The sequence below is a fragment of the Enterococcus sp. DIV0660C genome (assembly GCF_017316125.1).
Taxonomy (GTDB): domain Bacteria; phylum Bacillota; class Bacilli; order Lactobacillales; family Enterococcaceae; genus Enterococcus_B.
Window position 1 is genome coordinate 83,612 of sequence record NZ_JAFLWA010000012.1, and the last position, 24,347, is coordinate 107,958.

Genomic DNA, 24,347 nt, shown 5'->3' on the forward strand with positions numbered 1-24,347 from the left:
ATAGATTCATTTTCCTTTGAGTCTACTCTTAGATTTTTGCTAAATTAAAGACAATTTTTTGTCCCGGTTTCAATTCGATTTCAGCGGCACCTTTAGTAGCAGATTCGCCATCGATCGTAAACAACCAATACTTCTGTTGCGTTTGATCCTGTTTGTATCCTTCAATTTCGGTAATAAATCCTTTTTCTTCTTCAACTTTAAAAGTTTTTTGTAAAACTTCTAAAAGATTTTCGCCTGTTTCAAAAGTAACTTTCTGATTAGCGAATTCTTTCCCATCTTCTTGAAGAAGGATTGTTGCTTCTTGCCGTTGCACACTGGCACTCAGTTGACTACTAGTTGTTTTTTCTATAGTGTTGCATCCACCTAATATTCCCAGACCTACAAGAACGACAACCAAACTATAAATAATCTTTTTCATTTTTTCCCCCAAATCGTTTTACTAGTCGCTGTACGATAGGAAAGAAAAGGACATAAAAAACGAAATTTCCTATTGCATGCGACGCATCAAATGAAATACCTTGTAGATAATAAACGAAAGGCTGAGGTAACTGATACAATACCGTATCAAAAATCGCCATTAGTCCTCCATAAATAAAACCTGCTAAAAAAAAGTAAACACCCTTCAACCAACCACTTGTTCTGAAATAACTCGACTGTCTACATAAAGTAAACAACAAGAAAATTCCCCCATAGCTAAGCCATTGACCTATTACCCACGGGCCCATGCCAAAATAAAAACTGCTGATTACTAGCGACAAACTCATGACAATCAATCCATCAACCATTCCCAAGTAAAAAACGACCATTAACAAGATTGCCGTCATAGGTTGGAAATTGGGAATAAATTGAAAAGCTACTCTACCTGCTACGCAAGCAGCGCTGAGCATACTCAACTGTGCAAGTTTTCTGGTACTCATTTTTTCTCCTCTTCAATCTTAAAAATCAACACTTGAAACTGGCACAAACCGCGTGTTCCAGTTTGTGCCAGTTTCATTATTAACAACGTTCCAGTATTCAAACTTTTCGTACCATTAATGGAATTAGAAACTCATAGTTGATAAAGAAATCAATAACCGAACGATGATATTCACCAGAAGAAACAAACAATGCGGTTTGCTCTCCTTCTTTGGATACCGTCAATGATTGGCCTTTATCAAGTAAGACCTCATAAGCATCTTCACCTAATTTTTCCATATCATATTGTGGGTGCTCCATTGCAACGATAAAGATATCATCAAGAACCTGCTCCGTTAATTCGAACTCACTTTGTAAATTCAAACGTAAAACTTTGGTATTATCTAAAAGTGTCTCATTGACAGTGAACCCAAGCTGCCGAGCATGTTCCAATAATTGATTCAATTTATGATTAAAAATCGTCATTTGTCCGACTGAAAAGACACGCTCAACTGACCAATAACGAATAAGTGCTAAAACTTGGTCATCTTTCACGTCAATCGTCATTGTTTCTGGAGAAACTTTCAAGAGGTTGATCGCATCCACTTGATAACGTTCATCAATCGTTGGCAGTGCAAAAGAAAAAATCAAGTTGTCTGAATCATCTAACGCGTAATTAATTGAAAAATGACGTGTTTCCCATGTATCATAGGTTGTTCTTGACAATTCTAGACCAATGTCATTTAAAGGTTTCAAAAGCTCATAGGCAAAGTATTCAACCAAACTCGTTCGAGCAATCGGCGAAATTGGCTCATCAGCTAAAATATATTGTTGATACGCACCTAGCAACTCCGAAAATCCAGATTCAATGAATGCTTTACGCATTCTTAAATCAGCAAGCTGTACTTCAGCTTCATGAATCATTTGGACGATTTCTTGGCGGTCTTGTTCTTTTCCACTTAAGTAAGACTGATTATCAGCTAACGCTTGTTCTTTTTTTGCAAGCGTTGTGTCAGCGGTCATTTGAGGAACGATTTTTTCTTTTTCATGAATTTTTGTTCCTTCAACTGTGCTTTGCTCCTCTTCAGAATCTGATTCTGTTAAAAGCTCAGTCGTTGTTTCAGCAAGGACTGTTTCTTCCGTTGGATCACCTGTTACTTCTTCGTTCTCGATTTCTGAAGGTTCGACTACCTTTTCTGCTTCTTCTTTTTCGTACTCACTCATTCTTCCAAACCTCCTTCATCAAGGATTGTTGTTTCAGGGTTTTCACTACCAAGATAATTCATTAAAAACTGATGAATAGCTGGACCAAAGTTTTCTTTCCCACCAAAGTAACGCGTAATTTGGCGCTGTTCTTTTTGTACGATGGCAGCTTTTAGTTGATCTGCTTTTGCTTGTTGCATCATATCTTCTTTTTGTTTTTGAATTTTAGCTGGTTCGTCAATATAAGGTAGCCAACCTAGCTTTTCATTTTCATAAACTTGTTTTTCTTTTACCAATGCTTCAATTTCTTCATCAACTTTTTTTCGGTTTAAGAAACCTTTTGACTCTTCTAAAGCAGCTATCTTTTTATTGTATGCGCCAATTTCTTCATCCAGACGCTCAATTTCTGTTTGTGCAGTAATTACTTTTGCATCCAACTCATTTAGTTCATGGCTATAATCTACTACTTCACCTTGCGCATACTGCTCCCACTCAGCATCAATTTGCGGTAAAACAAAAATTTCCGGCAAACTAGCGTCAATTGCAATCGTTGGACGTTCATGGTAGTAGGTGCCAATTTTGTAATAACTTAAAGTTGGCGATAGTTCATCTACCAATTCCATAAAAGGAAATTGTTGCAAGAAACGATCTTGGATTTTTCTCATAAGTAATTGATCAATTTCATGGTTTTCATTTGAGCTTCGTTTTAACTCATCATTTAAATGACTATTGTATAGTCGATAAATTTCAGGAATATTTTCTTCACGTACAGCTTGTTCAAATGCCTGCAAGTCTCCTAGCAATTGAGATAAGTTTGTACTTGCTTTTTGTTTGATATCATCAAAAGATGACTCATCAGTATGTTTATCCATCTCTACCGTCTCAGGTTCATGATGTTCTTCTGTTAAAGAATCTTTCATATTTTTTACCTCCTTGCTTTCAATTGATAACTTAATAGTACCATTTTCTTCGAAAAATTGTTACAAAATGGGACACGGAAATAACGAGTCGCTCGCTCATTTAGATAAAATCTTAAAAAACAAAAAAACTGTAACAAAGGCGAGAGACCCATGTCACAGCTCTTAAAACAGCGTAAGAGAATGCACATTTGCGGCAACTCTTCTTATCTGCTTTCATCAATCAATGATTGTTTTATTTGTTAGGCAGTTCGCGGGTTGTGAAATGAATGCGTTGTTGTTCGTCGCGAGTTAGTAATGTTTCTTCATTTAAATATGAAAGTCTAAGTTCGCCTAATTCAGGATTTTCTAGCATCTTTTCATACCCAGTAAAAATCGAACGGATATAATTTTTATAAGCATTTTTCTTTTTTTGTCTTTTTTTCATAGGACACCTTCCTTATCAAAAGTATCATACCAATGAATAGCTTCGTAGACAAGATAGAATCAAAAAATTGACGGAAACTTTTCTGTTTTTTTAATCTAACTATTTCTAGTTAAAATCACTGATTATTTAAAATCAACATGATTCTTTTCTTCAAATTTTCTCACGAAGGTTGACGAATCAGTAAAAAAATGAAAAAATGCTTTAGTACTTAAGGAGGGAATCTAGTGAAAAAAATCGGTTTTGACTCAGAAAAATATATTGAAGAACAATCTACTTATATTTTGGAGCGAGTAAATCACTATGACAAATTATATTTGGAATTTGGTGGAAAATTAGTTGACGACAAGCATGCAAAACGTGTCCTACCTGGTTTTGAAGAGGATGCTAAGATCAAATTGCTGCAAAAATTGAAAGATCAAGCAGAAATTTTGATTTGTGTCTACGCAGGCGATATTGAGCGCAACAAAATCCGTGGTGATTACGGAATCACTTACGATATGGATATTTTGCGTTTGATCGACGAATTACGCGGCTATGGTTTAATGATCAATAGTGTCGTTATCACTCGTTATAACGGCCAACCAGCAACGAAAGTTTTCATCAATAAACTTGAACGTCGTGATATCAAAGTTTACACACATTCAGAAATTGAAGATTACCCTGTTAACGTGGATAAAATTGTATCTGAAGAAGGTTTTGGTAAAAATGCTTATATTGAAACAACAAAACCAATCGTTGTGGTCACAGCACCCGGTCCCGGTAGTGGAAAATTAGCAACTTGTTTGAACCAACTTTACCATGAAAGTCAACAAGGACATGCTGCTGGTTATTCAAAATTTGAAACTTTCCCAGTTTGGAATGTACCACTAAAACATCCATTGAATATTGCTTATGAAGCTGCAACTGTTGACTTAAAAGATGTCAATATGATTGATTCCTTCCATTTTGATGCCTACAACAAAGTAGCGGTAAACTATAATCGTGATGTGGAGACCTTCCCTGTCATCAAACGTATCATTGAAAAAATCACCGGTAAAGAATCTGTTTATTTATCGCCTACTGATATGGGCGTGAATCGTGTCGGTTTTGGCATCACCGATGACGCAGTTGTTCAGGAAGCCTCTAAGCAAGAAATCATTCGTCGCTATTTCCAAACAAAATGTGACTTTAAAAAAGGACAAATTGATGAAGAAGCAGTAAACCGCATTAAATTAATCATGGAAGAAGTTGGACTACGACCTGAAGATCGTAAAGTGGTTACTCCTGCCCATGAATATGCCAAAACAATTCAAAACCCTTCAAAAGATCCAACTGCTGTAATTGCAATTGAACTGCCAGATAATGTAATTATTACTGGACGTACAGGGAAGTTGATGGATGCTTCCGCAGCTGTCATTTTGAATGCTGTAAAACATCTTGCACATATTGCGGATGATATTCCTTTACTTTCACCATTGATCTTAGAAACGATCCAAGGAATGAAGTCACAAGCTTTGCATTCTTCCATTGATAAATTAACGATCAACGAAGTCTTGATTGCTTTATCTATTAGCGCAGTGACAAATCCAATTGCACAAGTTGCTTATGAACAGCTTAGTGAATTAGATGGTGCCCAAGCGCATTCGACAGTTATGATGAACAAAAACGATGAGCAGACGCTGAAACAGTTAGGAATCGATTTAACTTGCGCGCCGGTTTATCCCTCTGAAAATCTTTATTATCAGTAATCAATTTTTGAATAAAACGTGTCAAAACCATATTGAACTTTTTTGTTCAATATGGTTTTTTATGCTTGAAGTCCCGCCCCTTTTTAAAAACTTTTTTTAGAATCACATGGTTTTTATGTTGTATCCGCTTCACTCTAAAAAAACAATGAAATTTTAATTGAAAGGTTAGTATTTCGTTATGAAAACAGGTAAAATTAGACGGAATTTTGTTAGGAGTGATTTTTTGAGTTATGTATTAGGAATTGTCGGTTTAATACTAGTTTTAGCGATTGCGTTTTTCATTAGCAATAATAAAAAAGCAATCAAGTTGAAGCCTTTACTTGTTATGTTTGTGCTTCAATTAGTTTTTGGTTTTGTGCTTTTGCGAACTTCTGTGGGTCACGCAGTTGTTTCTGTTGCAGCAAAATTATTTGACCATTTATTAGCCTTCGCCGGTGAAGGTGTCAACTTTGTTTTTGCTGGTGTCGCAAATAAAGGAAGCTTTCCCTTCTTCTTAAATGTTTTGATGCCAATCGTCTTTATTTCAGCAATTATTGGAATTTTACGTTATATCAAAATCTTGCCTTTATTTATGAAAGCAGTTGGTCTTGGGTTAAGCAAAATCAATGGTATGGGGAAATTGGAATCGTATAACGGAGTTGCCTCTGCTATTTTAGGTCAATCTGAAGTATTTATTTCTATAAAAAAAGAACTACCTTTCTTATCTGAAAAACGTTTGTTTACAATGAGCGTTTCCGCAATGTCAACAGTTTCCATGTCGATCGTCGGTTCTTATATGGCCTTGATTGATTCTAAATATGTGATTACTGCGCTTGTTTTAAATTTGCTTGGCGGCTTCATCATGGCTTCGATCGTTAATCCTTATGAACTCGATCCTAAAGAAGACGAGTTGATTATTGAAGAAGATAAAAATCAAACATTTTTCCAAATGCTTGGTGAATATATTTTAGATGGGTTTCACGTTGCAGTGACTGTTGCAGCAATGCTGATTGGTTTTGTTGCTTTGATTGCAATGATCAATGCAATTTTTAACGGATTATTCGGCATTACGTTCCAAGAAATCCTTGGATACGTCTTTGCCCCACTTGCTTTTATCAGTGGGATTCCTTGGAATGAAGCAGTTGATGCTGGAAGTATCATGGCAACAAAATTAGTGACTAATGAATTTGTCGCCATGACTGAACTTTCAACTGGAAACTTTCATTTCACAGAAAGAACCACAGCTATTTTATCTGTTTTCTTAGTTTCATTTGCAAACTTTTCTTCTATTGGAATTATTTCTGGCGCGATGAAAGGATTGAATGAAGAAAAAGGAAACTTGGTCGCAAAGCATGGCTTGAAAATCTTGCTTACTGCAACATTAGTCAGCTTCCTTAGTGCGATTGTAACAGGTTTGTTAATTTAAAAAACAGACAAACAAGATGTATCAAACCAATTTAATTTATCTCATCGTGAAATTAAATTGACTCAAAAGAAAGAGACTGGGAGCAAAACTTTTCCCAGCCTCTTCTTTTCATTTTAAGCATCATTAGGTTATATTAATAACTAATAAGGAGGTAAAATATGACCCATTGTTATGTGATTATTGGTCCATCTGGTTCAGGGAAAACTTCATTAGCTGCTTCCGTTTTTCGTCCAGATCAAAAAATCATTACGCATACCAGCCGCCCAAAGCGCCCTGGCGAACTAAACGAAAAAGATTATTACTTTGTCTCTAAAAAAAAATTCCAAGAAATGATTTCAGATGGTGCATTTGCTGAATGGGATGAATATGCGGGAAATTATTATGGTTCTAGTAAAATGGAAATTGCGAATCGACTAAAAAAAGCTGATTGTTACGCCGTTCTAACAGCCTCGGGATTTTGGCGACTTCATGAACTATTTGGTGACCGTATTCGTCCCATCTTCATTTCAATTTCAAAAGAAACATTACAAAAACGTTTAAAAGAGCGAGGGGATTCACAAACTGAGCGTTCAAAAAGACTGGCACTTTTTGAACGTGACCAAGAAGAACTCCATCACCTAGCTAGTATCCCTACCCTTGCAATTATTTCAAATGACAAAACTTTTGAATCAGCTCAGCAGCAACTCGAAAAAATTTTAGAAGAAAATACTTTAAGATAAGTTTTCTCAATCATTTTTTTGTTATTTACTACACAAAAAAGGAATCAGACACACACTCTGATTCCTTTTTTTACTTTTCTTCAAATGACAACATATGAATTCCTTTTAATTAATGATTTCCCCATTAAATCACCAACTGATAAGCCAGCCTCTCCCCATTTTTAAATGGAAATTCAATCATCCCTCGATAATGGAAGCCTGCTGCTAAAATTGTTTTTTTCATTGGCTCATTGGTCGGATACGTGTCGATTCGGATATCCTTGACTCCTTGGATGGCCGAAATTGTTACTAAATGCTTGAGCAAATTTTTTCCTAAGCCTTTTCCTCTAACTGCTGGATCAACTGCCACGCGATGAATAGACAAATAGACGGATGAGACTTCTTCCCACGAACCATCGATTGCTGTATAAACAGGATCAACACCAGAAACTAAAGCTGCTGTACCTACGATTTGTTCGTCATCAATCAACACAAAGCTTTCTTCTTTTTCACGATCCATCACAATCATGTCTTTGGTTGGCCCGTGGCCGTTTTGCCATTGTGGCAAGCCTTGTGCTGCCAAAAATTGTGTCGCTGCTTGAATGATCTCCATCACTTTATCGATGTCTTCAGGTCTTGTTTTTCTAAGGTACATTTTAATTGCCTCCCGTAACTTCCTTTTTTATTGATCTAATTCTTGTAAGCGATTGGTTTGTGTCACTTCTTTCAACCAGTTTGTTGGATGCTCTACTAGCCGACTCATTAGCTCTAAGTGATGTAGTAAGGTCCACTTTTTTAATACCCCTAATCCTGGAAATTTTTGCTTTTTTTCTAGTAACAAAAGCTCGATCATCCCTGAAGTAATCAGTAGTTGGTCTTGATTTCGCCAAACCCAACTTTTCATTTTCGCCGCTGCTTCAAAGAATTTGAGCGCTTGATCTTTTGCAGACTCATTACTATCAGAAATAAAATGTTTCACTCGGATATTCCCGTAAGCATCCACATAGGTTAAATGGATGGCTAATGCACGACTAGGATACCCTTTGTCAAAATAACGACTACCTTCAATTGTAAAATCAGCAAAGCCAACATAACCATCTTCTCGATGAAACAAGTAGTCATCGCTAAAAAAATCATCTGGCTTTTCGGCATAGTGTTCAACATATTTTTTCGTTTGAAAAGAGTCTCGTAAAATAATTTTATTTTCTGGTAACCAAATACGTAAGCGACTCTTATCAGGGATAATGAATTTCGTTTCGCTCTTTGCCAATTTTTTCCAGCTTGCTGGCTCTCTTAAATAGTATTGCCCATCGAAAATCAACCATTCAGGCGGCTTGCTCACAATCTCTTGAAAATTTTGTGGTGTCAAAATCACCCCATGTTGAATGGCACTTTTCTGTGTTTCCGTCCATGAATGTAGATGTTCTTGAAACAGTTTAAATTGGCCTACTTGTGGATTATCGATCAAGATGAACGGGTGGTTTTTCTTTTGGAAAAGTTCAACAACGTTTTTAAGTGTCGCCGAATCTCTGACTGGTTCAATAATTGGCTGAACTTTAGCAGATAAAACATTACGATTTATCGCTTCTTTCAGGGCTAACAGATCAAATTGTTTTCCACGCAAATAAGGATAATACATAAGATCACTCCAATGGCTCAGTTGGCAAACGCCGAATTTGTTGTTGTTGTCGTAGATACTCATAATCTTGTTGCAGAGCAAGAACCTCTTCTTGTAATTCAGCCACAGCTTGATTGTTCAAGTCTTCCATGAAACGTTCATAATAACGTTCAGTTGAAAATGGATTTTGTTCATCTGAACGGTTTTTTAGTTCTTTATACAATTGTTCAGTCGGAAAATATCTCACTCCACGCTCCATTTGTTTCGCTTTTCGAACTTCTCTGAATAGTGAGGCCATAAAACGGTTAGTCAGTGCCGTTTCTGGTACTGTCAATTCTTTTTTCGTTGCTTTTTTGGCAATTGCAAAGGTTCCTGGTGCAGGCATCTCTTCCGTTGAAACGTAGGGTCGGTAAACAAAAACACCAATTTCTGCTGGAATCTCTGCCTTGACAGCCTCATAGAGTTCTTGAGGTAAAACAAAATAATTATAGTGCCCAACAAATGAAAGCTTTGCTGCCGAACGGAAATCTGCTTTTGTTACTTTTAATTCATAACAGCGCCATTCACGCGTCCCGTCTGCTTTTGTTAAACAGCATAATGTATCGACAATTCCTTGTTCTTCTGGCATCGTTACCTCTTCTACCACGATTCCTCCTTGCTCAAGACAATACTGGTAGAGTGATTGCTCCATATCAATTGTTAAGGATGTTTTCATCTTTCCACCTCCAATGGGAACGTATTTTCGCCTAATCATCTTGTTTATTTTACACAACGCTGATGAAAAATGCCAGTTATTTCTTATCAACTGGCAAATCAAAAAAAGAGTGCGACAGCAACTGCCACACTCCCCATGAGCTTTTCATTTACCATACCTGATTATCGAACAGCTACTGCCATCTTAGTGACATTAAAGGCATTTTCATAGGTACTCGCATTGATCCACTTTGCCCCAAATACTGGATCGACTACGTGGTACGCACCATCTTTAAATCCATCAACTAATACCACATGCCCATTCCAGACAGCTCTTCCCCAAGGCATTTGTTTAAACTGTGGTAACGCATAATTATAAGTGATCCAAGTCACAACAGGATTGCCATTTCTGATTTCATTTTTCATTCCATTTGTTCCTTGACCAGTAATATTCACCGCATTTCCACCAACTTTTTTTGCCCATTGAACAACTGGATCAGCCATCATTCCTTGATACGTGCCAGAAACATTGTGGCGCCATTCACCTGAATAACCATGATAGGGGTTATTGTCGTTTGCGCGTGGCATTGAATTAACAAATGTCAGCAACTCTTGATTCGTTACGCCTTTGTAACGCAACGCTTGTAGCAATGAAGCCCCTTCGCACAGCATGGTGTTTCCTTGCCAAACAACTGGCACATTCAATACTTTTTCATTGCTTGGAGCTGGTGCTGGTGCACTACCGGGGCTCGCATACCAACCTGTTCCCTCGATTTTCCAACCTTGTCTACTAATAATGCTCGTTTCATTTTGATCTAAGGTGTAATGGTGCCAGTTCACTTTTTTACTATATAAACGAGTCACAGGAACACCGCCACTGCCTTTATAGGAATAGAAAGCAATCCCTTCATACGTCCAACCAGTATGGGAAATCTTATCTCTTTCGCCTGCGTCAATCGTGTAGAAGTGTTCCCCATTATAGCGATTGTATAAGCGATAAACTGGTGAACCACTTGTTGGTGCTTGCCACGCAACACCTTCATAATTCCAACCAACACGTTTTAAATTATCTCTTTCGCCTGTACTGCGTGTATATAAATGCTCTCCACTATATTTGTTGAACAAGCGATACATGGGAATGCTACCTACACTAGTTGTTGCTATTTCTTCTGCTTGTGTGCATTCTGTTTGTAACCCGATTACTAAAAATAAGCCCAATCCTAACAATGTGACTCCTCTTTTTTTCACGTTTATCCCTCAGTTCATTCAATTATTTGTACAAAAAATTGTAGCATGAAATATTGCATGACAAAATTTCATTCAAAAAAACTCTTTTTTTCTCATTCTTGCATAATACTTGTACTAAAGATGACTCCTATCAATAAAATTATCTAATAGGAAGAATGAAATAGCAATTAAAAAAAAGCTAGGATTATTTTCTATCCTAACTTTCTTTATTATCTATTCACTTTCATTGGATTAAACGATTCGCATAATGCTTTTCCAATAGTTGCTGGACTTTCTCGATCCCAATACAAATCAACCAATAAACCAAAGCAACTAAAATATACAACGAAAAATAGTCAAATGTCCGACCACCAATGATTTTTGCTTTTTGAAAAATTTCTGGAACGGTAATCGTCGCTGCCAAAGAAGTACCTTTTACCAAATCCATTGCCACGTTACTTAGTGCAGGGATAGAAATGCGAAAAGCTTGTGGCAGTATGATGTAGCGTAAAACCCCTAAAAAAGAAAAACCACCCGCCAAACCAGCATCCCATTGTCCTTGAGGCACGCCAGCTAACGAGCCACGATAAATTTCTCCAAGAAAAGCACTACTTGTAATCGTAAAACAAATGATTGATGCTGCCACTGCACTCAGTTGATAAGGTAAGCCGAAATACAATAAAAAGAGTAACACTAACGCAGGAACTCCTCGAAAAAAAGAAAGATAAAAACGAACGAACCAGCGAATAGGTCGCCAGCGAACGAGCCCAAGTATTGTTAATACAATCCCAATGACATTTCCTAATAAGAAAGAAAGAACCCCGATACCTAACGTATATGTTAGCCCTTGTAAAACAAAGGGAATGGACTGCCACATTAGAAGAAAATCAATTGTGGGAAAATACATTAGTCACTCACCGTCTCAGCGATTTCTTCTTTTGGTTTCACTGATACATCTGTTTGGAAATAGCCTTCCGAAATTTTTTTCAATGTACCATCATCTTTCATTTCTTTAAGTGTTTTGTTCACTTTTTCTTCTAAAGCATCATGCCCTTTTTTAAACAAAAAACCACTACTGTTTGCATTGAAATACACATTCTCCAAAATCTTAACTGGAATATCCGGCAAAGCAGCTACAGACATCTTTTGTAAATAGTAATCATTTAAGATCACATCAGTGCGTCCATTTGCAACATCTGTTAGATATTGATCATTTGTCGCATTATCATAGGTAACTAATTCTGCGCCATACTTTTCCGCTAATTTCATATAACTAGTGTTAGGTTCGCCAGCAGCTTTCTTGCCTTTTAAATCTTCTAAAGAAGCAATCCCAGAATCATCTTTTTGACGCACAATCATGCTGTCAAAAGAGTATTTGATTGGATCAGATAAAGAGAATTTTTTTTCACGTTCTTTTGTGATACCAAAATCATTCGCCGCAAAGTCAACTGATTGCTTAGATACAGCAGTGATTTGACCATCAACATTATACTCTTTAAATGAAATATCAACGCCTAAACGTTTAGCTACTTCTTTTGCTACATCAACATCATAACCAACTAATTGATTATCATCGTTATAATAAGATGCTGGAAACAATGTTCCTGAAGTTGCAACAACCATCTCTTTCTTGTCTTCTACTTGTTTTAAGCTATTATCTTCTACTGTTTTAGAACTTCCTTGCCCACAAGCTGTTAAAGCGAATAAACCACTAACTACAATAATTGCAAAAACTGACTTTTTCATTTTTTCCTCCTACTAATCACACACTATTGAACATTTTTCGGCAAATAAAATTTTTGATTTTCTTCAAATAACTTTCCTATAGTAAATAAAAGATCTTCACGACCTCTAGCTGCCATAAACTGAATTCCTAACGGCAATCCTTCAACCGTTAGATGTGTTGGCAAACTAATAGCTGGCTGTCCGGTCAAATTCGCTAGCTGAGTATACGGAGTAATTTGCAAACTTTCCTCAAACATTTCCGTAACAATCTCAAAAGCTTGTTTCTCTGACAGTTCAGAGACTTGACTCATTTTCTCGCGAATCACGTCACTTTGTAAATCTCTGGCTATTTCTGGAGCTGAGAAGGCGGTCGTTGGTGAAAGAAACAGATCATAGTTTTGGAATAGTTCTTCCATTGTTACCGCTGCGCGATCCCAAACATGCAACGATTCGATGTAAGTAGCTGCAGCAATTTTTTTCCCATACTCTAATAGCGTCCACGAAATTGGTTCCAATTCTTCCTGTCTGACAGAACGCTTCAGATTTTCCTCAATCGAAGTAATCATTGCCGCAGTTTCAGCAGCATTCATTTGATAATACGAACTGATCAAGTGGCGACCATCCAAAGGATAAGTAATTTCTACTACGTCATGACCTTTCTCAACTAAAAAATCAACCGCATTTTTTACCGCTTGTTTTGCTTCTTCACTAATTTTTGAACCAATCGGTGAAGCAGAACAGACCGCTATTCGTAATGTTTTTTTATCTGGATGGGTTTGCCATTCTGCTGGTGATGCTTGATAAGGCGCACCTGAAGCTGTTCCACGTAATCCATAAAACAAGGCTTCTGTATCTCGCATCGAAATCGTTAAGCCAAAGTCAATTGCAGCACCTTGCCAGCCACGCCATGCGTAGGGTCCCACAGGCATCGTTCCCCTTGAAGGTTTCAAACCAATCAGACCACAAAACGAAGCTGGGATTCGAATAGACCCTCCACCATCACTTGCTCCCGCCATAGGAACAATACCAGCTGCGACAGCCGCCGCTGCACCACCACTTGAACCACCAGGTGAATGAGCAACATTCCACGGATTTTTTGCTGGACCATAAAGTACAGGATCTGTAATATTTTTGAATCCAAATTCGGGTGAATTTGTTTGTCCAAGTGGCAACAAACCAAGCGATTCAATTTGTCGAACATAGTTTGAATTCATTGAAGCACGATGATCTTTGAACAAAATAGAACCTGATGTTGCTAACCAACCTTTTTTCTCCTGCCCTAACATTTTTAACGGAAAAGGCACTCCCGCCAACAACGAATCAGTTTTTTTTGAAGGCAAATCAGTAGTGGCAAATGTCACAAAAGCATTCAATTCAGGATTTAATTTTTTGGCCTTTTTCGCTGTTTCCTCAAGAAACTCTTGTTGACTGAATTGCTTCTCTTTCAATGCCTGAGATAGATAGACCGCATCTTTCATTTTAGACCCTCCTTTTTTTCCAAATCATTCTCCCATAAGTTTCTATACAAAACAATGAATACGCTTGCACATTTATACACAAACTTTTAAACAATAAAAAAGTTGGACGTCACTTTTATCTGCGACTAAGCCCAACTTTTATTCGTAACTATTTTGACTTATTTTACTCTTCTCATATTTATTTCTTTCACTTTAGCTAGATCAACTTTTGGTTTTCGGTCTGTTGTCAATAAACCATTCACCTCTTGCTCAACATCAGTCAACTGCGTATAACAGTAACCTGTAATAAATGGTAAGTCCTGAATCGCCTGATGGATCGCATCAAAGCGTGTCAGAAATTGTTCTTCATCTCTTACTTGATGTCCATAACCCCAATCCTCTGCCTTTTCAGTTGTAAAAGCAATACCGCCAAATTCAGAAATAATAATCGGCTGATCTTGGTAATGATATCCATCAGCGAAGGCATAAAAATCTTGATTAAACTGGTATTCATTGGTTACAAAATCCTTTTTATTTTCATAACGCATTTTGAAACGTTCCCCATATTCTTCATAATCGTGTAATGTCAAAATATCAGAGATCGTATGAACCCAGCCATCATTTGTGATTACTGGTCGTTGCTTATCAAATGATTTCGTCAAATAATAGATGCTTTCAGTAAAGTGCTGCTGTCGTTGATCGTGTTCGATTCCTTTGATTCCCCAAGACTCGTTAAACGGTACCCAAGTAATAATTGATGGATGATTATAATTTTGACGGATGATCGCTTGCCACTCATCGACAAAGCGCTCCATGGCTTGATCATTAAACAGATAAGTGGATGCCATCTCAGACCAAACTAACAAACCTTTTTCATCACATAGATATAAAAATCGTTCATCTTCGATCTTTTGGTGTTTTCTTAACCCGTTGTAACCCATTTCTATAATCCAATCAAGATCTACTTCCAGCGCTTCAAGCGAAGGTGGTGTGATTCCTGATTCTTTCCAATAGCCCTGATCCAAAATCAATCGTTGATAAAGCTGATGATGATTCAACAAAACTTGTCCTTTTTTAATAGAAATATCACGCATCCCAAAGTAGCTAGATACTTCATCCAATAATTCACCTGATTCAGTGAAAAGACGGAAAGTAACATCGTATAAATGTGGTGATTCTGGTGACCAGACTTTCGTCCCCCAGCAACCATCTTCTTTGAGCTTTGTTTGCAATGAAATCGGATTGAGTGAATGAGTCAGTAATCCTCGATATGAACTAACGGATTGTCCAGCAAATGAAACGTCCGCTTCAAATAAGTAACTTTGTTTTGGATAAGTCGCCCCTTCTTTAACAAGTGGCTCAAAAATTATCTGATCATTTATTAAATCAGGCGTCATTTTAACTGACGCCAATCGGATGTCTGACTGCTGTTCCTCTAACCAAACTGATTTCCAAATTCCCGTTGTTTGTACATACCAGCAACCAAAGTTATCTGTTAACCATCGTTGCTTTCCTCGTGGCTGGTCTTCCGCAAGTGAATCTTCCACACGAATCACCAAATGATTTTCACCGGGCAAAGCTTCCGTTAAATCAAATTCAAAACGTTCATACGCTCCTTGATGTGTCCCGATTTGTTTGCCATTCAACCAAATTTGGCTAAAATAATCAACACCCTCAAATAATAAGGTGTATTTTTTCTGTTCCTCCAAAACGATTTTCTTCTCATACCATACAACGGAATGATGGGAAGGATCATTGATTCCACTCAATTCTGTTTCATAAGTAAAAGGAACTGTAATTGGAACTGTATTGGGGACCCCTTGATACCATTGTTGTTTTATCCCTTGATTCTCGTCATCAAATTGAAATGCCCAAGTGCCATCGAGTAAAGTCCAATTTTTTCGAATGAATTGCGGACGTGGATGCTCTCGTCGAAGATTATTCATATTCTGCCTCTTTTCTCCATTGATTTTTGATAAAAACCCGTTCTGGATGATACTGATTGTTGATTTCCTTGATTTGTTCTAAAGGAACTTTTGCTTGTCGGTCATAGGTAAGCAAGCCGTTTATTTCTTGTTCTACATCTGTTAACTGCGTATAACAATAACCCCACAATGCTTTAGACTCATAAACTGCTCGCATTATCCGACCATAATCAGCAAGAAATTGTGTGCCATCATTTACTGAGGTATAGCCCCACCCTTTTTGACTTTGGACTTGATAGCCGATTCCTCCGAATTCAGTTAACAAAATCGGTTGATTCTGATACGTAAATCCTTGAGCAAAAATTGCCCATTTTCCTGGTGGATGATTAATTAGTCCCTCAACACTTGCTAAACTTCGTTTGAAGTGATTGTACTTTTCCGTTTCATTTTCCTCACCATGATTATAATTGTGAATCGCACAAATATCCGTTTCGGTCATTTCCCAACCATCGTTAGAAATAACTAATCGAGTTGTATCTAACGCATGTAAAAAGTTGTAGATACTTTTAGAAAAGCTTTGTTGCTGTGTGTTCAGATGAATCTCGGGAACACCCCAGCTTTCATTTAACGGAACCCATGTTACGATTGATGGATGATTATAATCGCGCTCAATAATTTCTATCCACTCTTTTGTCAGCCTAGAAACTGCATCTGAAGTATAAACAGGTGCAGACGCACATTCTCCCCAAACAATGAACCCTAACTGATCCGCCCAATATAGAAACCGTGGATCTTCCACTTTTTGATGCTTCCGACAACCGTTGAATCCCATTGCCTTCGCCAATTCGATATCCTTGATGAAGGCTTCATCATTGGGAGCTGTTAGTAATCCCATAGGCCAATAACCTTGATCCAATACTAGCTTTTGATAATAGGGTTGATTATTTAAGAAAATCATTCCATTTTCAACATGAATCTTACGCATACCAAAATAACTTGTTACTCGGTCTAATACTTCTTCGCCTTCAACTAATTCAAAACGAATACCAAATAGATTTGGGTTTTCAGGTGACCAAGTCCATCCTTGGTCATGAAAGTTGGTCCGAAAAATATTTTGATTATAAATATCGATCCAACGTTTGGTAAAAGTTGAAAAGAGGGTCAGCTGATCTTCGCAAATCACGACACCTTTAAATGTAATTTGGTAGCGCAAGGTTTGACCTACAGCCGCAGCAGACACGGTTAGTGCAAAACAGACATTTCCTTGGTCAATATCTGGTGTTAATTCAACTTTTTCAAGATGTTTTTCTGATACCTCTTCTAACCAGACTGTTTGCCAGATCCCTGTACTATTTGTATACCAGATTCCCCTAGATTCGGGTTCCCAAAATTGTTTTCCTCTAGGAATCGTTTCATCCTCATGAGGATCCCAAGCGCGAACAACTAAGTTTTGCTCTCCTGTTATTAAAAAGTCAGTAATATCAAATGAAAAGGATGTTTGTCCACCAATATGATTTCCTACATAACAACCATTGACGTAAACATCTGCTCGATAATCCACTGCGCCAAAATGTAAGAAATATTTTTTTAATTCCTGTTTTTCCCAGGAAAATGTTCGCTGATACCAAACAACATCATGAACCTGACGTTGTTTGATTCCACTCAACTCTGATTGATAAACAAATGGTACTTTAATTTTTTGATTCAGTTTTTCAGGTTTACAATACCACCTTTCTTTTATTCCAACATTTTCATCATCAAAAGCAAATGACCAGACCCCGTTCAAATTGACAAACTGTTCACGGACAAATTGCGGACGAGGATACTCTTCACGCATCATATTTTTAACTCCCAACTAAGATTTTTGAAGGTTCAATTTAATTCCCTTATTTCTAGCAAGTAAAATAATTCCTGCTGTCATTCCTAACGCTAGACTAATGATGTCTAAAATCAAATAAGAAAATAATCCTTGAACTAATAAATACACACCTATTTTTATATTCACCTGATTGTCTTTTACATATCGTTGGCTAATGACCAAATTTGCCAAACCTAAACCTATCAATAACGTACCAAATGTGCAGACAAACAAGAAAACATTTCCAAACAATGCATCAATTGCATGCAATTGTGCTAAATTACTTTCGACCATACCAGAAAAGATTTGCTGCTGATAGAAGCCATAGATTCCAATTGTTAACACGCCGTCAAGGATTTGCCAGATTCCCATGATTCGAATCAATTGTCGTTCTCTTTTTCGTTCCATTTTTTCCTATCCTTTCACACCAGCTGATAAAGACATCGACTGTAAAAAATATTTTTGAGCAAATAGGTACAAAACAAAAGTCGGAATAATTGCCACTAACGCGCCAGCCATCAACAAAGTCGGTTGTGCTTGATACATACCTTGTAAAAGTTGTAACCCTGAAGTAATCGGCATTTTTTCGATATCATTAAATACGATGGATGGCCATAAAAAGTCATTCCAAGAACCCGTGAAGGCAAATAACGCTACTACTAATAACACTGGCTTGATCAAAGGTAAAATAATTCTACGGAAAATCGTCCACTCGCTCGCACCATCAATCTGTGCAGCTTCATCAAAATCTTTTGGAATATTATCCATGAACTGTTTCACTAAAAAAATATTGAATACACCAGCTGCTCCAGGCACAATCATCGCAAGTGGCGTATTGACCCAGCCTAAAATATCAACGATCTTGTATAACGGAATCAAATTCACCACACTTGGAAACATCATCGTTGCTAACAAAAAGGAAAAAAGTCCATTTTTCCCTCTAAAACTTAAACGGCTGTAGGCAAATGCCGAAAATGAGACGACTACTAAAACTAATAGAGTATGTGACACAGAGATGAATAATGAATTAAAGAACCACTTAACCAATGGTGTGCTTGAATTGTTCACTAAAAGTTCTGTGTAGTTCGTCAATACCCATTCAATTGGTAATAACTTAAACCCTGCTGTCATTAGTTCCATTTCTGATTTAAACGATGTTAACACGCCGTACAGTAATGGAATCATCCAGATAACTCCCATCACGAGTAAAAAGCAACATGCGATTACTTTAGACATTGACTTTTTCTTCATCTTGTCTCCCCCTACTCTTTTCGCAACAATTTAAATTGGATAGCAGAAACTACCATGATACAAAGACCTAAGATGACTGCCATAGCAGATGCCATCCCAGCAATTGATTGCCCTGAACCAAAAGCATTTTGTTGGATGTACATCAATAAGACCCGCGTTGAATTATTGGGGCCTCCCCCCGTCAACATCAATGGTTGTCCATAAACATTAAACTGTGCAATCGTTGTCATTACTACGGTATATAAAATCTGTCCTCTAATTGCTGGCAAAGTAATCTTAAAAAATTTTTGTAATGTCGTAGCGCCATCAATATCGGCTGCTTCATAAAAATCCTTTGAAATGCCATTTAATGCTGCTTGATAGATAATCATATTCCCCCCGATCGTCCACCAAACCGTTATAACCACTAACGCGATCCAAGCATAGGGCTGTGTTCCGGTCCAAGGAATGTCCGATTGTAAAATCGTATTGATTGGGCCATAATTGACATTAAAAATTAATGTCCAGATGATCACTACGGCAGAAATAGCAAAAAGTGAAGGTAAATAAAACAGTGATTGAAATATTTTTGCTAATTTGGGTTTCGTATTTAATGCTGCTGCTAAAATCAACGGAACAAGAATACAGCAGGGCACCGAAAATAGCACAAATAGAAATGTATTTTTTAATCCAATCCGTAACTGTTCATAAAAAGTAGACTGTTCATTAAACAAGAGATCTTGGTAATTAGCTAAACCTACAAAAGTTGGTGAGTTGAACAAATCCCAATCTGTCAAAGAAATGTACAAACCAAAAATCACTGGTAACAAGAAAAAAATTGTAAAAATCGTCAAATGTGGGGCCAAAAATACCCAAGGCAACCATCTCTTTTTCTTGGTCACCTTGTCTGTAGCTGACATCGTTTCTGTAGAAGTCATCATACCTGCACAATCCTTTCCTAAATCAAGATACGTTGTGATTAAAAGTTATTTATTGGAACTATCTTTGGCAATTTTATCGACAACTTCCTTTTGCATTCCTTTTGTGAAATCAGCTACTGACTGTTTCCCAAAGACTGTATCAAAACCATGCGCATCAATATATTCTGAAACGTAACCATTGTATTTGTAATCAAAGATCGAAAGTGTTGCTTGTTGTTCAGGTGTTTCAATAAAGAATGATTGTGGCATTTTTTGATATTCTTCATTCTCTAAAATTGCTAATGTCGCTGGGTTTTGGCCAGCTTTCGCCCATTCAAGGGAATTCGTCCGTAACCAATTGATGAATTCCATGATTCCTTTGGTCTTCTCAGCAGAACGATCTTTATTCTTGAACATAACAAATTGATGTGAAGATGCCCAATTCACTATTTTGCTTGCATCATCTGTTAGTTGTGGTGAATTAGTCAATCCCCAGTCAAATTTTGCATCTTTGATATTATTTTGTAGCCAAATGCCTTCTGGGAAAAAGAGGAGTTTCCCAGCTAAGTATAATTGTGTTGGATCTTCCCCATCTTTTGTTGTCACCCCAGCTTGATATAAATCTGCCCATGCATTCATTGCTTCCTTCGCAGCTGGTGTATCTAAGGTAGGAGCAGTTCCATCTTCCGTTAATTCGCCACCTGCTTGTTTGAATGTTGATAAATAATTGGGTTTCATCCAAGTAACAGCTACACCTCGAATATCATCAGCCTTTGCTTTTTCACCTGCCTCTTTGATTTCATCAAAGGTTAGGATATTGTCATCCAGCGCACTAGGCGCATATTTTTCAAGCAACTCTTTATTGTAATAAGTTCCCCAGTTATGAATATCAAGTGGCAAGCTATAACGAGTCCCATCCAGTTCACCTAAGTTCCATGCCTCAGTTACATAATTTTCAGCTTTGATTTCAGGAAAATCAGCCAAAATATCATCATAATTTTCTAACATGTCATTGTCTTTATATTGTTTGATCCGTTCTGCGTGAACAATGTTTAGATCTGGGATATTTTTGCCTGAGTTAACAACAGTTGGAATTTTGGTATACATATCTGTTTCTTTTAATGAGACATTTTTGATTTTATATTCAGGATCAGTTTTGTTGTACTCATCAATCATTGCCTTAACATTTGAACTATCTGCTCCTGTAAATGGATTCCAAAAAACGATTTCTTTTTCACTGGTTGACCCTGTACTTTCAGTGTTGCCACATGCTGTTAATGTCATCAAACAAGCACCCGTTACCAATGCCATACCTAATAATTTTTTCATTTTCCTGTCCCTCTCTCAATTTTACTAAATAGTTAATTTCCAACGATAATCATTTTTCAAGTAATTAACTTTTTAGTATTTTTTTATTTTGAACAAATAGTACATTGTTAAATTAGCATCGTATGTAAGCGCAGTCAACATTATTTTGTCAACGTTTATCAAAAACAACTATACAGTTAAACGGATGTTAGGATATAATCATATTGAGAGTCAGGCTGTTAACTTTTTAGTTAAATAGGAGATGAAAAATTATGGAACTTTCTTTAGATAAACGTTCTTTACCTGTTTTTGAATGTCTCGCTAGTGCTACTCGCTTAGAAATTTTAACATTTATCGGAAGCGAGAAAAAAAGCGTTGGAGAAATTGCAAAACATTTGGAAATTAGTAATGCAATCACCACTAGACATATTCAAAAAATGGAAGATGCTGGTTTGATCCATTCTGAGCGTGGCGTCGGTGCCAATCGAAACAAAAAAATGGTCTACCTAAAAGTTGACGATATCAATATTCGTTTCCCAGAAAAAATTTACCAGGAATTTCAACGTTATTCTACTAACCTGAAACTGGGACATTTTACTGATTTTTCCGTCAAACCAACTTGTGGATTAGCTACTACTGAAGATGTTGTGGGTAAAGCGGATGATCCAAAATATTTTATGGATACAAAACGTGTAGATGCCGCATTATTATGGTTCAGCAGCGGATTTGTTGAGTATAAGATCCCAAATTTATTACAAGAAAACGAAACACCAGAAATGCTTGAAATCAGTTTTGAAATTGCTTCAGAATTCCCATTGTCAAATAACGTTTGGCCAAGTGATATCTCCATCTATGTTAATGATGTCAAAGTTGCCATCTACACTGTTCCTGGAAATTTTTCAGATATTCGTGGACGTTATACACCAGAATGGTGGAATGATAGCTTTAGTCAATATGGTCTTTTGAAGCATCTTCGTATCAATAAATTAGATACGGGAATCGATGGCGAGGCTTATTCAGATATCACAATCGGGGATTTGAAACTGCATGAGCTACCTTTTATCAAATTACGTTTTTCCGTTGAAGACGATGCTAAGCATCAAGGAGGATTGACCCTGTTCGGCACTGGTTTTGGCAATCATAAGCAAGATATTTTGATTACTACTTATTATTTGAAAAAATAGATGAAGAAATTAAGTTTGAAGGCCAAGATAAACTCAAAAATGTCCTTTTTCTTCTTTAACAAAAGAAGCGGATCAATATAGAAATGAATATTCAGCAAGTTCAAACTTAAAATAAGATTCACTTACTTTCTCAAATGATTTTCATTCGTCTTTTCTTTTAAAACTAGATCAAAAACACAAAAAAGACTGGAATTTATTTTGTTCCAGTCTCCTTTTGATTTTTATTCGTTGATTATATTCATTGTGAAGAAAAAAACATTTTGACCAACAGAAAATACTCTTTGCTTTTTTTGAATTGATGCTATAATTGTCTATACTATCTCTGCCAAATGTATTGTTATTTTCAGATTTTATAATGCGCTTATAAATGAAGTATTTCTCTTTTAAAATTGTGTAAAGCAGGTGTTGATTTTGAATCTTTTGAATTTATTGGATAAAAATAGTCGTATTCAAATCTCAATGGTCCACTTTTTAATGGACTATAACACAAAAACAAATATCACAGCAATGATAGAAGAACTATCATTAACTCGCTTTCTTTTTGAAACAAATATCAAAGAAGTCAGCAACATCCTTGATCAACTAGATATCGGATTATCCCTTAAATACGACAAAACGCAAGATCATATCACCCTGCAAAAAGACAATCACACTAGCTTAGACAAATTTTATTATTATTATCTGGAAGATTCTGTTGGATACCAAATCTTGATTTACCTTTATCGTCATCCTAATTATTCAATTGTTGAATTAAGTCGCAGTGTTTCTTTAAGCGAAGCAGCTATCTATCGACAGTTAAAAAAATTAAACAATGAAATCAAAGAATTTGATATCCAGATACGTAAAGGAACGATCATTGGTGACGAGTTACAAATTTGTTATTTCTTTTTCCAGTTATTTTGGGTAGCTGTGCCACTAGACCAATTAGAAAAGAGAACAAACGACCATAGTAGTCTACGATTTGTTGATTATTTAGAAATGAAGTTAGAACAGAATTTCACAAGTGAAGCGAAGCTAAAACTATATCTTTGGATTCGTATTCTTAAAACGCGAATTGTGAAACAGCCGACTATCGATTCCAATCCAACAATACAGATGCTATTTGATTTTCAAAAAGAGGATTCGATTTACGAAATCATCAGAGATGCCTACTTTCTTTCCCTTAGCCATTCTGCTGTTTTTGGTTCAGCACATAACGCAATTTATCTCTATTTATTTATTTCGTCTATGTCGATTTTGCCCCCTAATTCAAAAACACTGAGTGACGATCACTATTGGCCGACAAACAATCCACAAATCATTTTGTTGAATGAATTGGTCGTGGATAAGGTTCGTACTGCTTATAAAATCGATTCCAAAAATATCGATGAAACGTTCATTATCAATTGGAAATATTATTTAACCCAAGTGCATGGATCACTTTTATATTTTAAAGGAAATATTAGCTTTCTCGATGAAAAAATTCTTTCTGAAAGACTGATAAAAGCAACGGTATTTATCCCTAATTTTGAACTTACACAACAAATTCTTGATGAAGCTGAACAGTTAGTAAATCAACCATTGCTCTATGAAACAAAGGAATTAGTCACACGTATTTATCTCTATTTTATCAATCAAATGAAACGCTTTTCGACAAGTCAAATTACCATTGGCGTTCACTCTAGCGATGATTATCTTCACAGTAATATCATGGTCGAAACTGTTAAAACAGAATTTGACAATCATTTTTTTATTACCTGTGAAATCGCTGAACACGGGAAAAATTACGATATTTTGATTACTAATTCGACTCTCTCTCTTTGCGACTTCCATTACAAAGACCTTTATATTACAAATGATTTCAAAACGAATATGGACGTTGATGCGTTACGTGTGTTGCTAATGAAACATTCTCCACAAAAAAAATTAACAAAAAAAAGCGATTAAAACAA

At 36.6% G+C, this 24,347-nt stretch carries 23 protein-coding genes; 5 read left to right on the forward strand and 18 right to left on the reverse strand.

Annotated features, from left to right (window positions below; translation table 11 throughout):
- Positions 1–28 precede the first annotated feature (28 nt).
- The 5 genes from DOK81_RS03270 to DOK81_RS03290 form a co-directional block, all read right to left on the reverse strand.
- Entirely contained in the window at positions 29–418 is a 390-nt protein-coding gene (locus DOK81_RS03270; protein ID WP_206907997.1) for a DUF4430 domain-containing protein, read from the reverse strand.
- Positions 399–917: a hypothetical protein gene (locus DOK81_RS03275; RefSeq protein ID WP_206907999.1), complete on the reverse strand. Its 519-nt coding sequence runs from the start codon at positions 915–917 to the stop codon at positions 399–401. Before DOK81_RS03275 ends, DOK81_RS03270 begins: the two co-directional genes overlap by 20 nt.
- A 97-nt stretch (positions 918–1,014) precedes the next feature.
- Positions 1,015–2,118 (reverse strand): hypothetical protein, encoded by a 1,104-nt coding sequence (locus DOK81_RS03280; RefSeq protein ID WP_242589875.1) that lies wholly within the window; start codon positions 2,116–2,118, stop codon positions 1,015–1,017.
- Positions 2,115–3,017: a viral A-type inclusion protein gene (locus DOK81_RS03285; protein ID WP_206908001.1), complete on the reverse strand. Its 903-nt coding sequence runs from the start codon at positions 3,015–3,017 to the stop codon at positions 2,115–2,117. Before DOK81_RS03285 ends, DOK81_RS03280 begins: the two co-directional genes overlap by 4 nt.
- A gap of 232 nt (positions 3,018–3,249) precedes the next feature.
- On the reverse strand, positions 3,250–3,441 hold the full coding sequence (locus tag DOK81_RS03290; RefSeq protein WP_067482101.1) for a hypothetical protein: 192 nt from the start codon (positions 3,439–3,441) through the stop codon (positions 3,250–3,252).
- Positions 3,442–3,665: 224 nt separating this feature from the next.
- On the opposite strand from DOK81_RS03290, the gene DOK81_RS03295 reads away from it, so the two are divergent.
- From DOK81_RS03295 to DOK81_RS03305, 3 genes are all read left to right on the forward strand, one after another.
- Positions 3,666–5,168 (forward strand): DUF1846 domain-containing protein, encoded by a 1,503-nt coding sequence (locus DOK81_RS03295; protein WP_206908004.1) that lies wholly within the window; start codon positions 3,666–3,668, stop codon positions 5,166–5,168.
- Positions 5,169–5,391: 223 nt separating this feature from the next.
- Positions 5,392–6,573, forward strand: a complete 1,182-nt coding sequence (locus tag DOK81_RS03300) for a nucleoside transporter C-terminal domain-containing protein (RefSeq protein WP_206908006.1) — start codon at positions 5,392–5,394, stop codon at positions 6,571–6,573.
- Positions 6,574–6,731: 158 nt separating this feature from the next.
- Complete coding sequence (locus DOK81_RS03305; RefSeq protein WP_206908009.1) at positions 6,732–7,292, forward strand: guanylate kinase; 561 nt, start codon at positions 6,732–6,734, stop codon at positions 7,290–7,292.
- Positions 7,293–7,416: 124 nt separating this feature from the next.
- Here DOK81_RS03305 and DOK81_RS03310 read toward each other — a convergent pair whose 3' ends face one another.
- The 13 genes from DOK81_RS03310 to DOK81_RS03370 form a co-directional block, all read right to left on the reverse strand.
- Entirely contained in the window at positions 7,417–7,926 is a 510-nt protein-coding gene (locus tag DOK81_RS03310) for a GNAT family N-acetyltransferase (RefSeq protein WP_206908011.1), read from the reverse strand.
- A gap of 27 nt (positions 7,927–7,953) precedes the next feature.
- The gene (locus DOK81_RS03315) at positions 7,954–8,910 is read right to left on the reverse strand and encodes a sce7725 family protein (RefSeq protein WP_206908012.1); all 957 of its coding nucleotides are present in this window, start codon (positions 8,908–8,910) and stop codon (positions 7,954–7,956) included.
- A gap of 4 nt (positions 8,911–8,914) precedes the next feature.
- On the reverse strand, positions 8,915–9,604 hold the full coding sequence (locus DOK81_RS03320) for a hypothetical protein (protein ID WP_206908014.1): 690 nt from the start codon (positions 9,602–9,604) through the stop codon (positions 8,915–8,917).
- Between the two features lie 161 nt (positions 9,605–9,765).
- Positions 9,766–10,782 (reverse strand): C39 family peptidase, encoded by a 1,017-nt coding sequence (locus tag DOK81_RS03325; RefSeq protein WP_347401434.1) that lies wholly within the window; start codon positions 10,780–10,782, stop codon positions 9,766–9,768.
- Between the two features lie 271 nt (positions 10,783–11,053).
- The gene (locus tag DOK81_RS03330; RefSeq protein WP_206908016.1) at positions 11,054–11,716 is read right to left on the reverse strand and encodes an amino acid ABC transporter permease; all 663 of its coding nucleotides are present in this window, start codon (positions 11,714–11,716) and stop codon (positions 11,054–11,056) included.
- The gene (locus tag DOK81_RS03335; RefSeq protein ID WP_206908018.1) at positions 11,716–12,555 is read right to left on the reverse strand and encodes a transporter substrate-binding domain-containing protein; all 840 of its coding nucleotides are present in this window, start codon (positions 12,553–12,555) and stop codon (positions 11,716–11,718) included. The genes DOK81_RS03330 and DOK81_RS03335 overlap by 1 nt, the downstream gene beginning before the upstream one ends.
- Before the next feature lie 23 nt (positions 12,556–12,578).
- Entirely contained in the window at positions 12,579–14,012 is a 1,434-nt protein-coding gene (locus tag DOK81_RS03340; RefSeq protein WP_206908020.1) for an amidase, read from the reverse strand.
- A gap of 158 nt (positions 14,013–14,170) precedes the next feature.
- Entirely contained in the window at positions 14,171–15,937 is a 1,767-nt protein-coding gene (locus DOK81_RS03345) for a sugar-binding domain-containing protein (protein ID WP_206908022.1), read from the reverse strand.
- Positions 15,930–17,756, reverse strand: coding sequence for a sugar-binding domain-containing protein (locus DOK81_RS03350; RefSeq protein WP_206908023.1), 1,827 nt, complete (start codon positions 17,754–17,756; stop codon positions 15,930–15,932). The genes DOK81_RS03345 and DOK81_RS03350 overlap by 8 nt, the downstream gene beginning before the upstream one ends.
- A gap of 15 nt (positions 17,757–17,771) precedes the next feature.
- Entirely contained in the window at positions 17,772–18,182 is a 411-nt protein-coding gene (locus tag DOK81_RS03355; RefSeq protein WP_206908026.1) for a hypothetical protein, read from the reverse strand.
- A gap of 6 nt (positions 18,183–18,188) precedes the next feature.
- Positions 18,189–19,025 (reverse strand): carbohydrate ABC transporter permease, encoded by an 837-nt coding sequence (locus DOK81_RS03360; protein WP_206908027.1) that lies wholly within the window; start codon positions 19,023–19,025, stop codon positions 18,189–18,191.
- Positions 19,026–19,036: 11 nt separating this feature from the next.
- Positions 19,037–19,924, reverse strand: a complete 888-nt coding sequence (locus tag DOK81_RS03365; protein WP_206908261.1) for a sugar ABC transporter permease — start codon at positions 19,922–19,924, stop codon at positions 19,037–19,039.
- A gap of 66 nt (positions 19,925–19,990) precedes the next feature.
- Entirely contained in the window at positions 19,991–21,253 is a 1,263-nt protein-coding gene (locus DOK81_RS03370; RefSeq protein WP_206908029.1) for an extracellular solute-binding protein, read from the reverse strand.
- 251 nt (positions 21,254–21,504) lie between these two features.
- On the opposite strand from DOK81_RS03370, the gene DOK81_RS03375 reads away from it, so the two are divergent.
- Both DOK81_RS03375 and DOK81_RS03380 read left to right on the forward strand, forming a co-directional pair.
- Positions 21,505–22,416 (forward strand): helix-turn-helix domain-containing protein, encoded by a 912-nt coding sequence (locus DOK81_RS03375; RefSeq protein WP_206908031.1) that lies wholly within the window; start codon positions 21,505–21,507, stop codon positions 22,414–22,416.
- Between the two features lie 411 nt (positions 22,417–22,827).
- Positions 22,828–24,342 (forward strand): helix-turn-helix domain-containing protein, encoded by a 1,515-nt coding sequence (locus DOK81_RS03380; RefSeq protein WP_206908033.1) that lies wholly within the window; start codon positions 22,828–22,830, stop codon positions 24,340–24,342.
- The last annotated feature ends 5 nt before the right edge of the window (positions 24,343–24,347 follow it).

Excerpts from the sequence above, each read along its gene's own strand:
- DOK81_RS03270 (WP_206907997.1), bottom strand. The coding sequence starts at position 418 with ATGAAAAAGATTATTTATAGTTTGGTTGTCGTTCTTGTAGGTCTGGGA.
- DOK81_RS03275 (WP_206907999.1), bottom strand. The coding sequence starts at position 917 with ATGAGTACCAGAAAACTTGCACAGTTGAGTATGCTCAGCGCTGCTTGC.
- DOK81_RS03280 (WP_242589875.1), bottom strand. The coding sequence starts at position 2,118 with ATGAGTGAGTACGAAAAAGAAGAAGCAGAAAAGGTAGTCGAACCTTCA.
- DOK81_RS03285 (WP_206908001.1), bottom strand. The coding sequence starts at position 3,017 with ATGAAAGATTCTTTAACAGAAGAACATCATGAACCTGAGACGGTAGAG.
- DOK81_RS03290 (WP_067482101.1), bottom strand. The coding sequence starts at position 3,441 with ATGAAAAAAAGACAAAAAAAGAAAAATGCTTATAAAAATTATATCCGT.
- DOK81_RS03305 (WP_206908009.1), top strand. The coding sequence starts at position 6,732 with ATGACCCATTGTTATGTGATTATTGGTCCATCTGGTTCAGGGAAAACT.
- DOK81_RS03310 (WP_206908011.1), bottom strand. The coding sequence starts at position 7,926 with ATGTACCTTAGAAAAACAAGACCTGAAGACATCGATAAAGTGATGGAG.
- DOK81_RS03315 (WP_206908012.1), bottom strand. The coding sequence starts at position 8,910 with ATGTATTATCCTTATTTGCGTGGAAAACAATTTGATCTGTTAGCCCTG.
- DOK81_RS03320 (WP_206908014.1), bottom strand. The coding sequence starts at position 9,604 with ATGAAAACATCCTTAACAATTGATATGGAGCAATCACTCTACCAGTAT.
- DOK81_RS03330 (WP_206908016.1), bottom strand. The coding sequence starts at position 11,716 with ATGTATTTTCCCACAATTGATTTTCTTCTAATGTGGCAGTCCATTCCC.
- DOK81_RS03335 (WP_206908018.1), bottom strand. The coding sequence starts at position 12,555 with ATGAAAAAGTCAGTTTTTGCAATTATTGTAGTTAGTGGTTTATTCGCT.
- DOK81_RS03340 (WP_206908020.1), bottom strand. The coding sequence starts at position 14,012 with ATGAAAGATGCGGTCTATCTATCTCAGGCATTGAAAGAGAAGCAATTC.
- DOK81_RS03345 (WP_206908022.1), bottom strand. The coding sequence starts at position 15,937 with ATGAATAATCTTCGACGAGAGCATCCACGTCCGCAATTCATTCGAAAA.
- DOK81_RS03350 (WP_206908023.1), bottom strand. The coding sequence starts at position 17,756 with ATGATGCGTGAAGAGTATCCTCGTCCGCAATTTGTCCGTGAACAGTTT.
- DOK81_RS03355 (WP_206908026.1), bottom strand. The coding sequence starts at position 18,182 with ATGGAACGAAAAAGAGAACGACAATTGATTCGAATCATGGGAATCTGG.
- DOK81_RS03360 (WP_206908027.1), bottom strand. The coding sequence starts at position 19,025 with ATGAAGAAAAAGTCAATGTCTAAAGTAATCGCATGTTGCTTTTTACTC.
- DOK81_RS03365 (WP_206908261.1), bottom strand. The coding sequence starts at position 19,924 with ATGTCAGCTACAGACAAGGTGACCAAGAAAAAGAGATGGTTGCCTTGG.
- DOK81_RS03370 (WP_206908029.1), bottom strand. The coding sequence starts at position 21,253 with ATGAAAAAATTATTAGGTATGGCATTGGTAACGGGTGCTTGTTTGATG.
- DOK81_RS03375 (WP_206908031.1), top strand. The coding sequence starts at position 21,505 with ATGGAACTTTCTTTAGATAAACGTTCTTTACCTGTTTTTGAATGTCTC.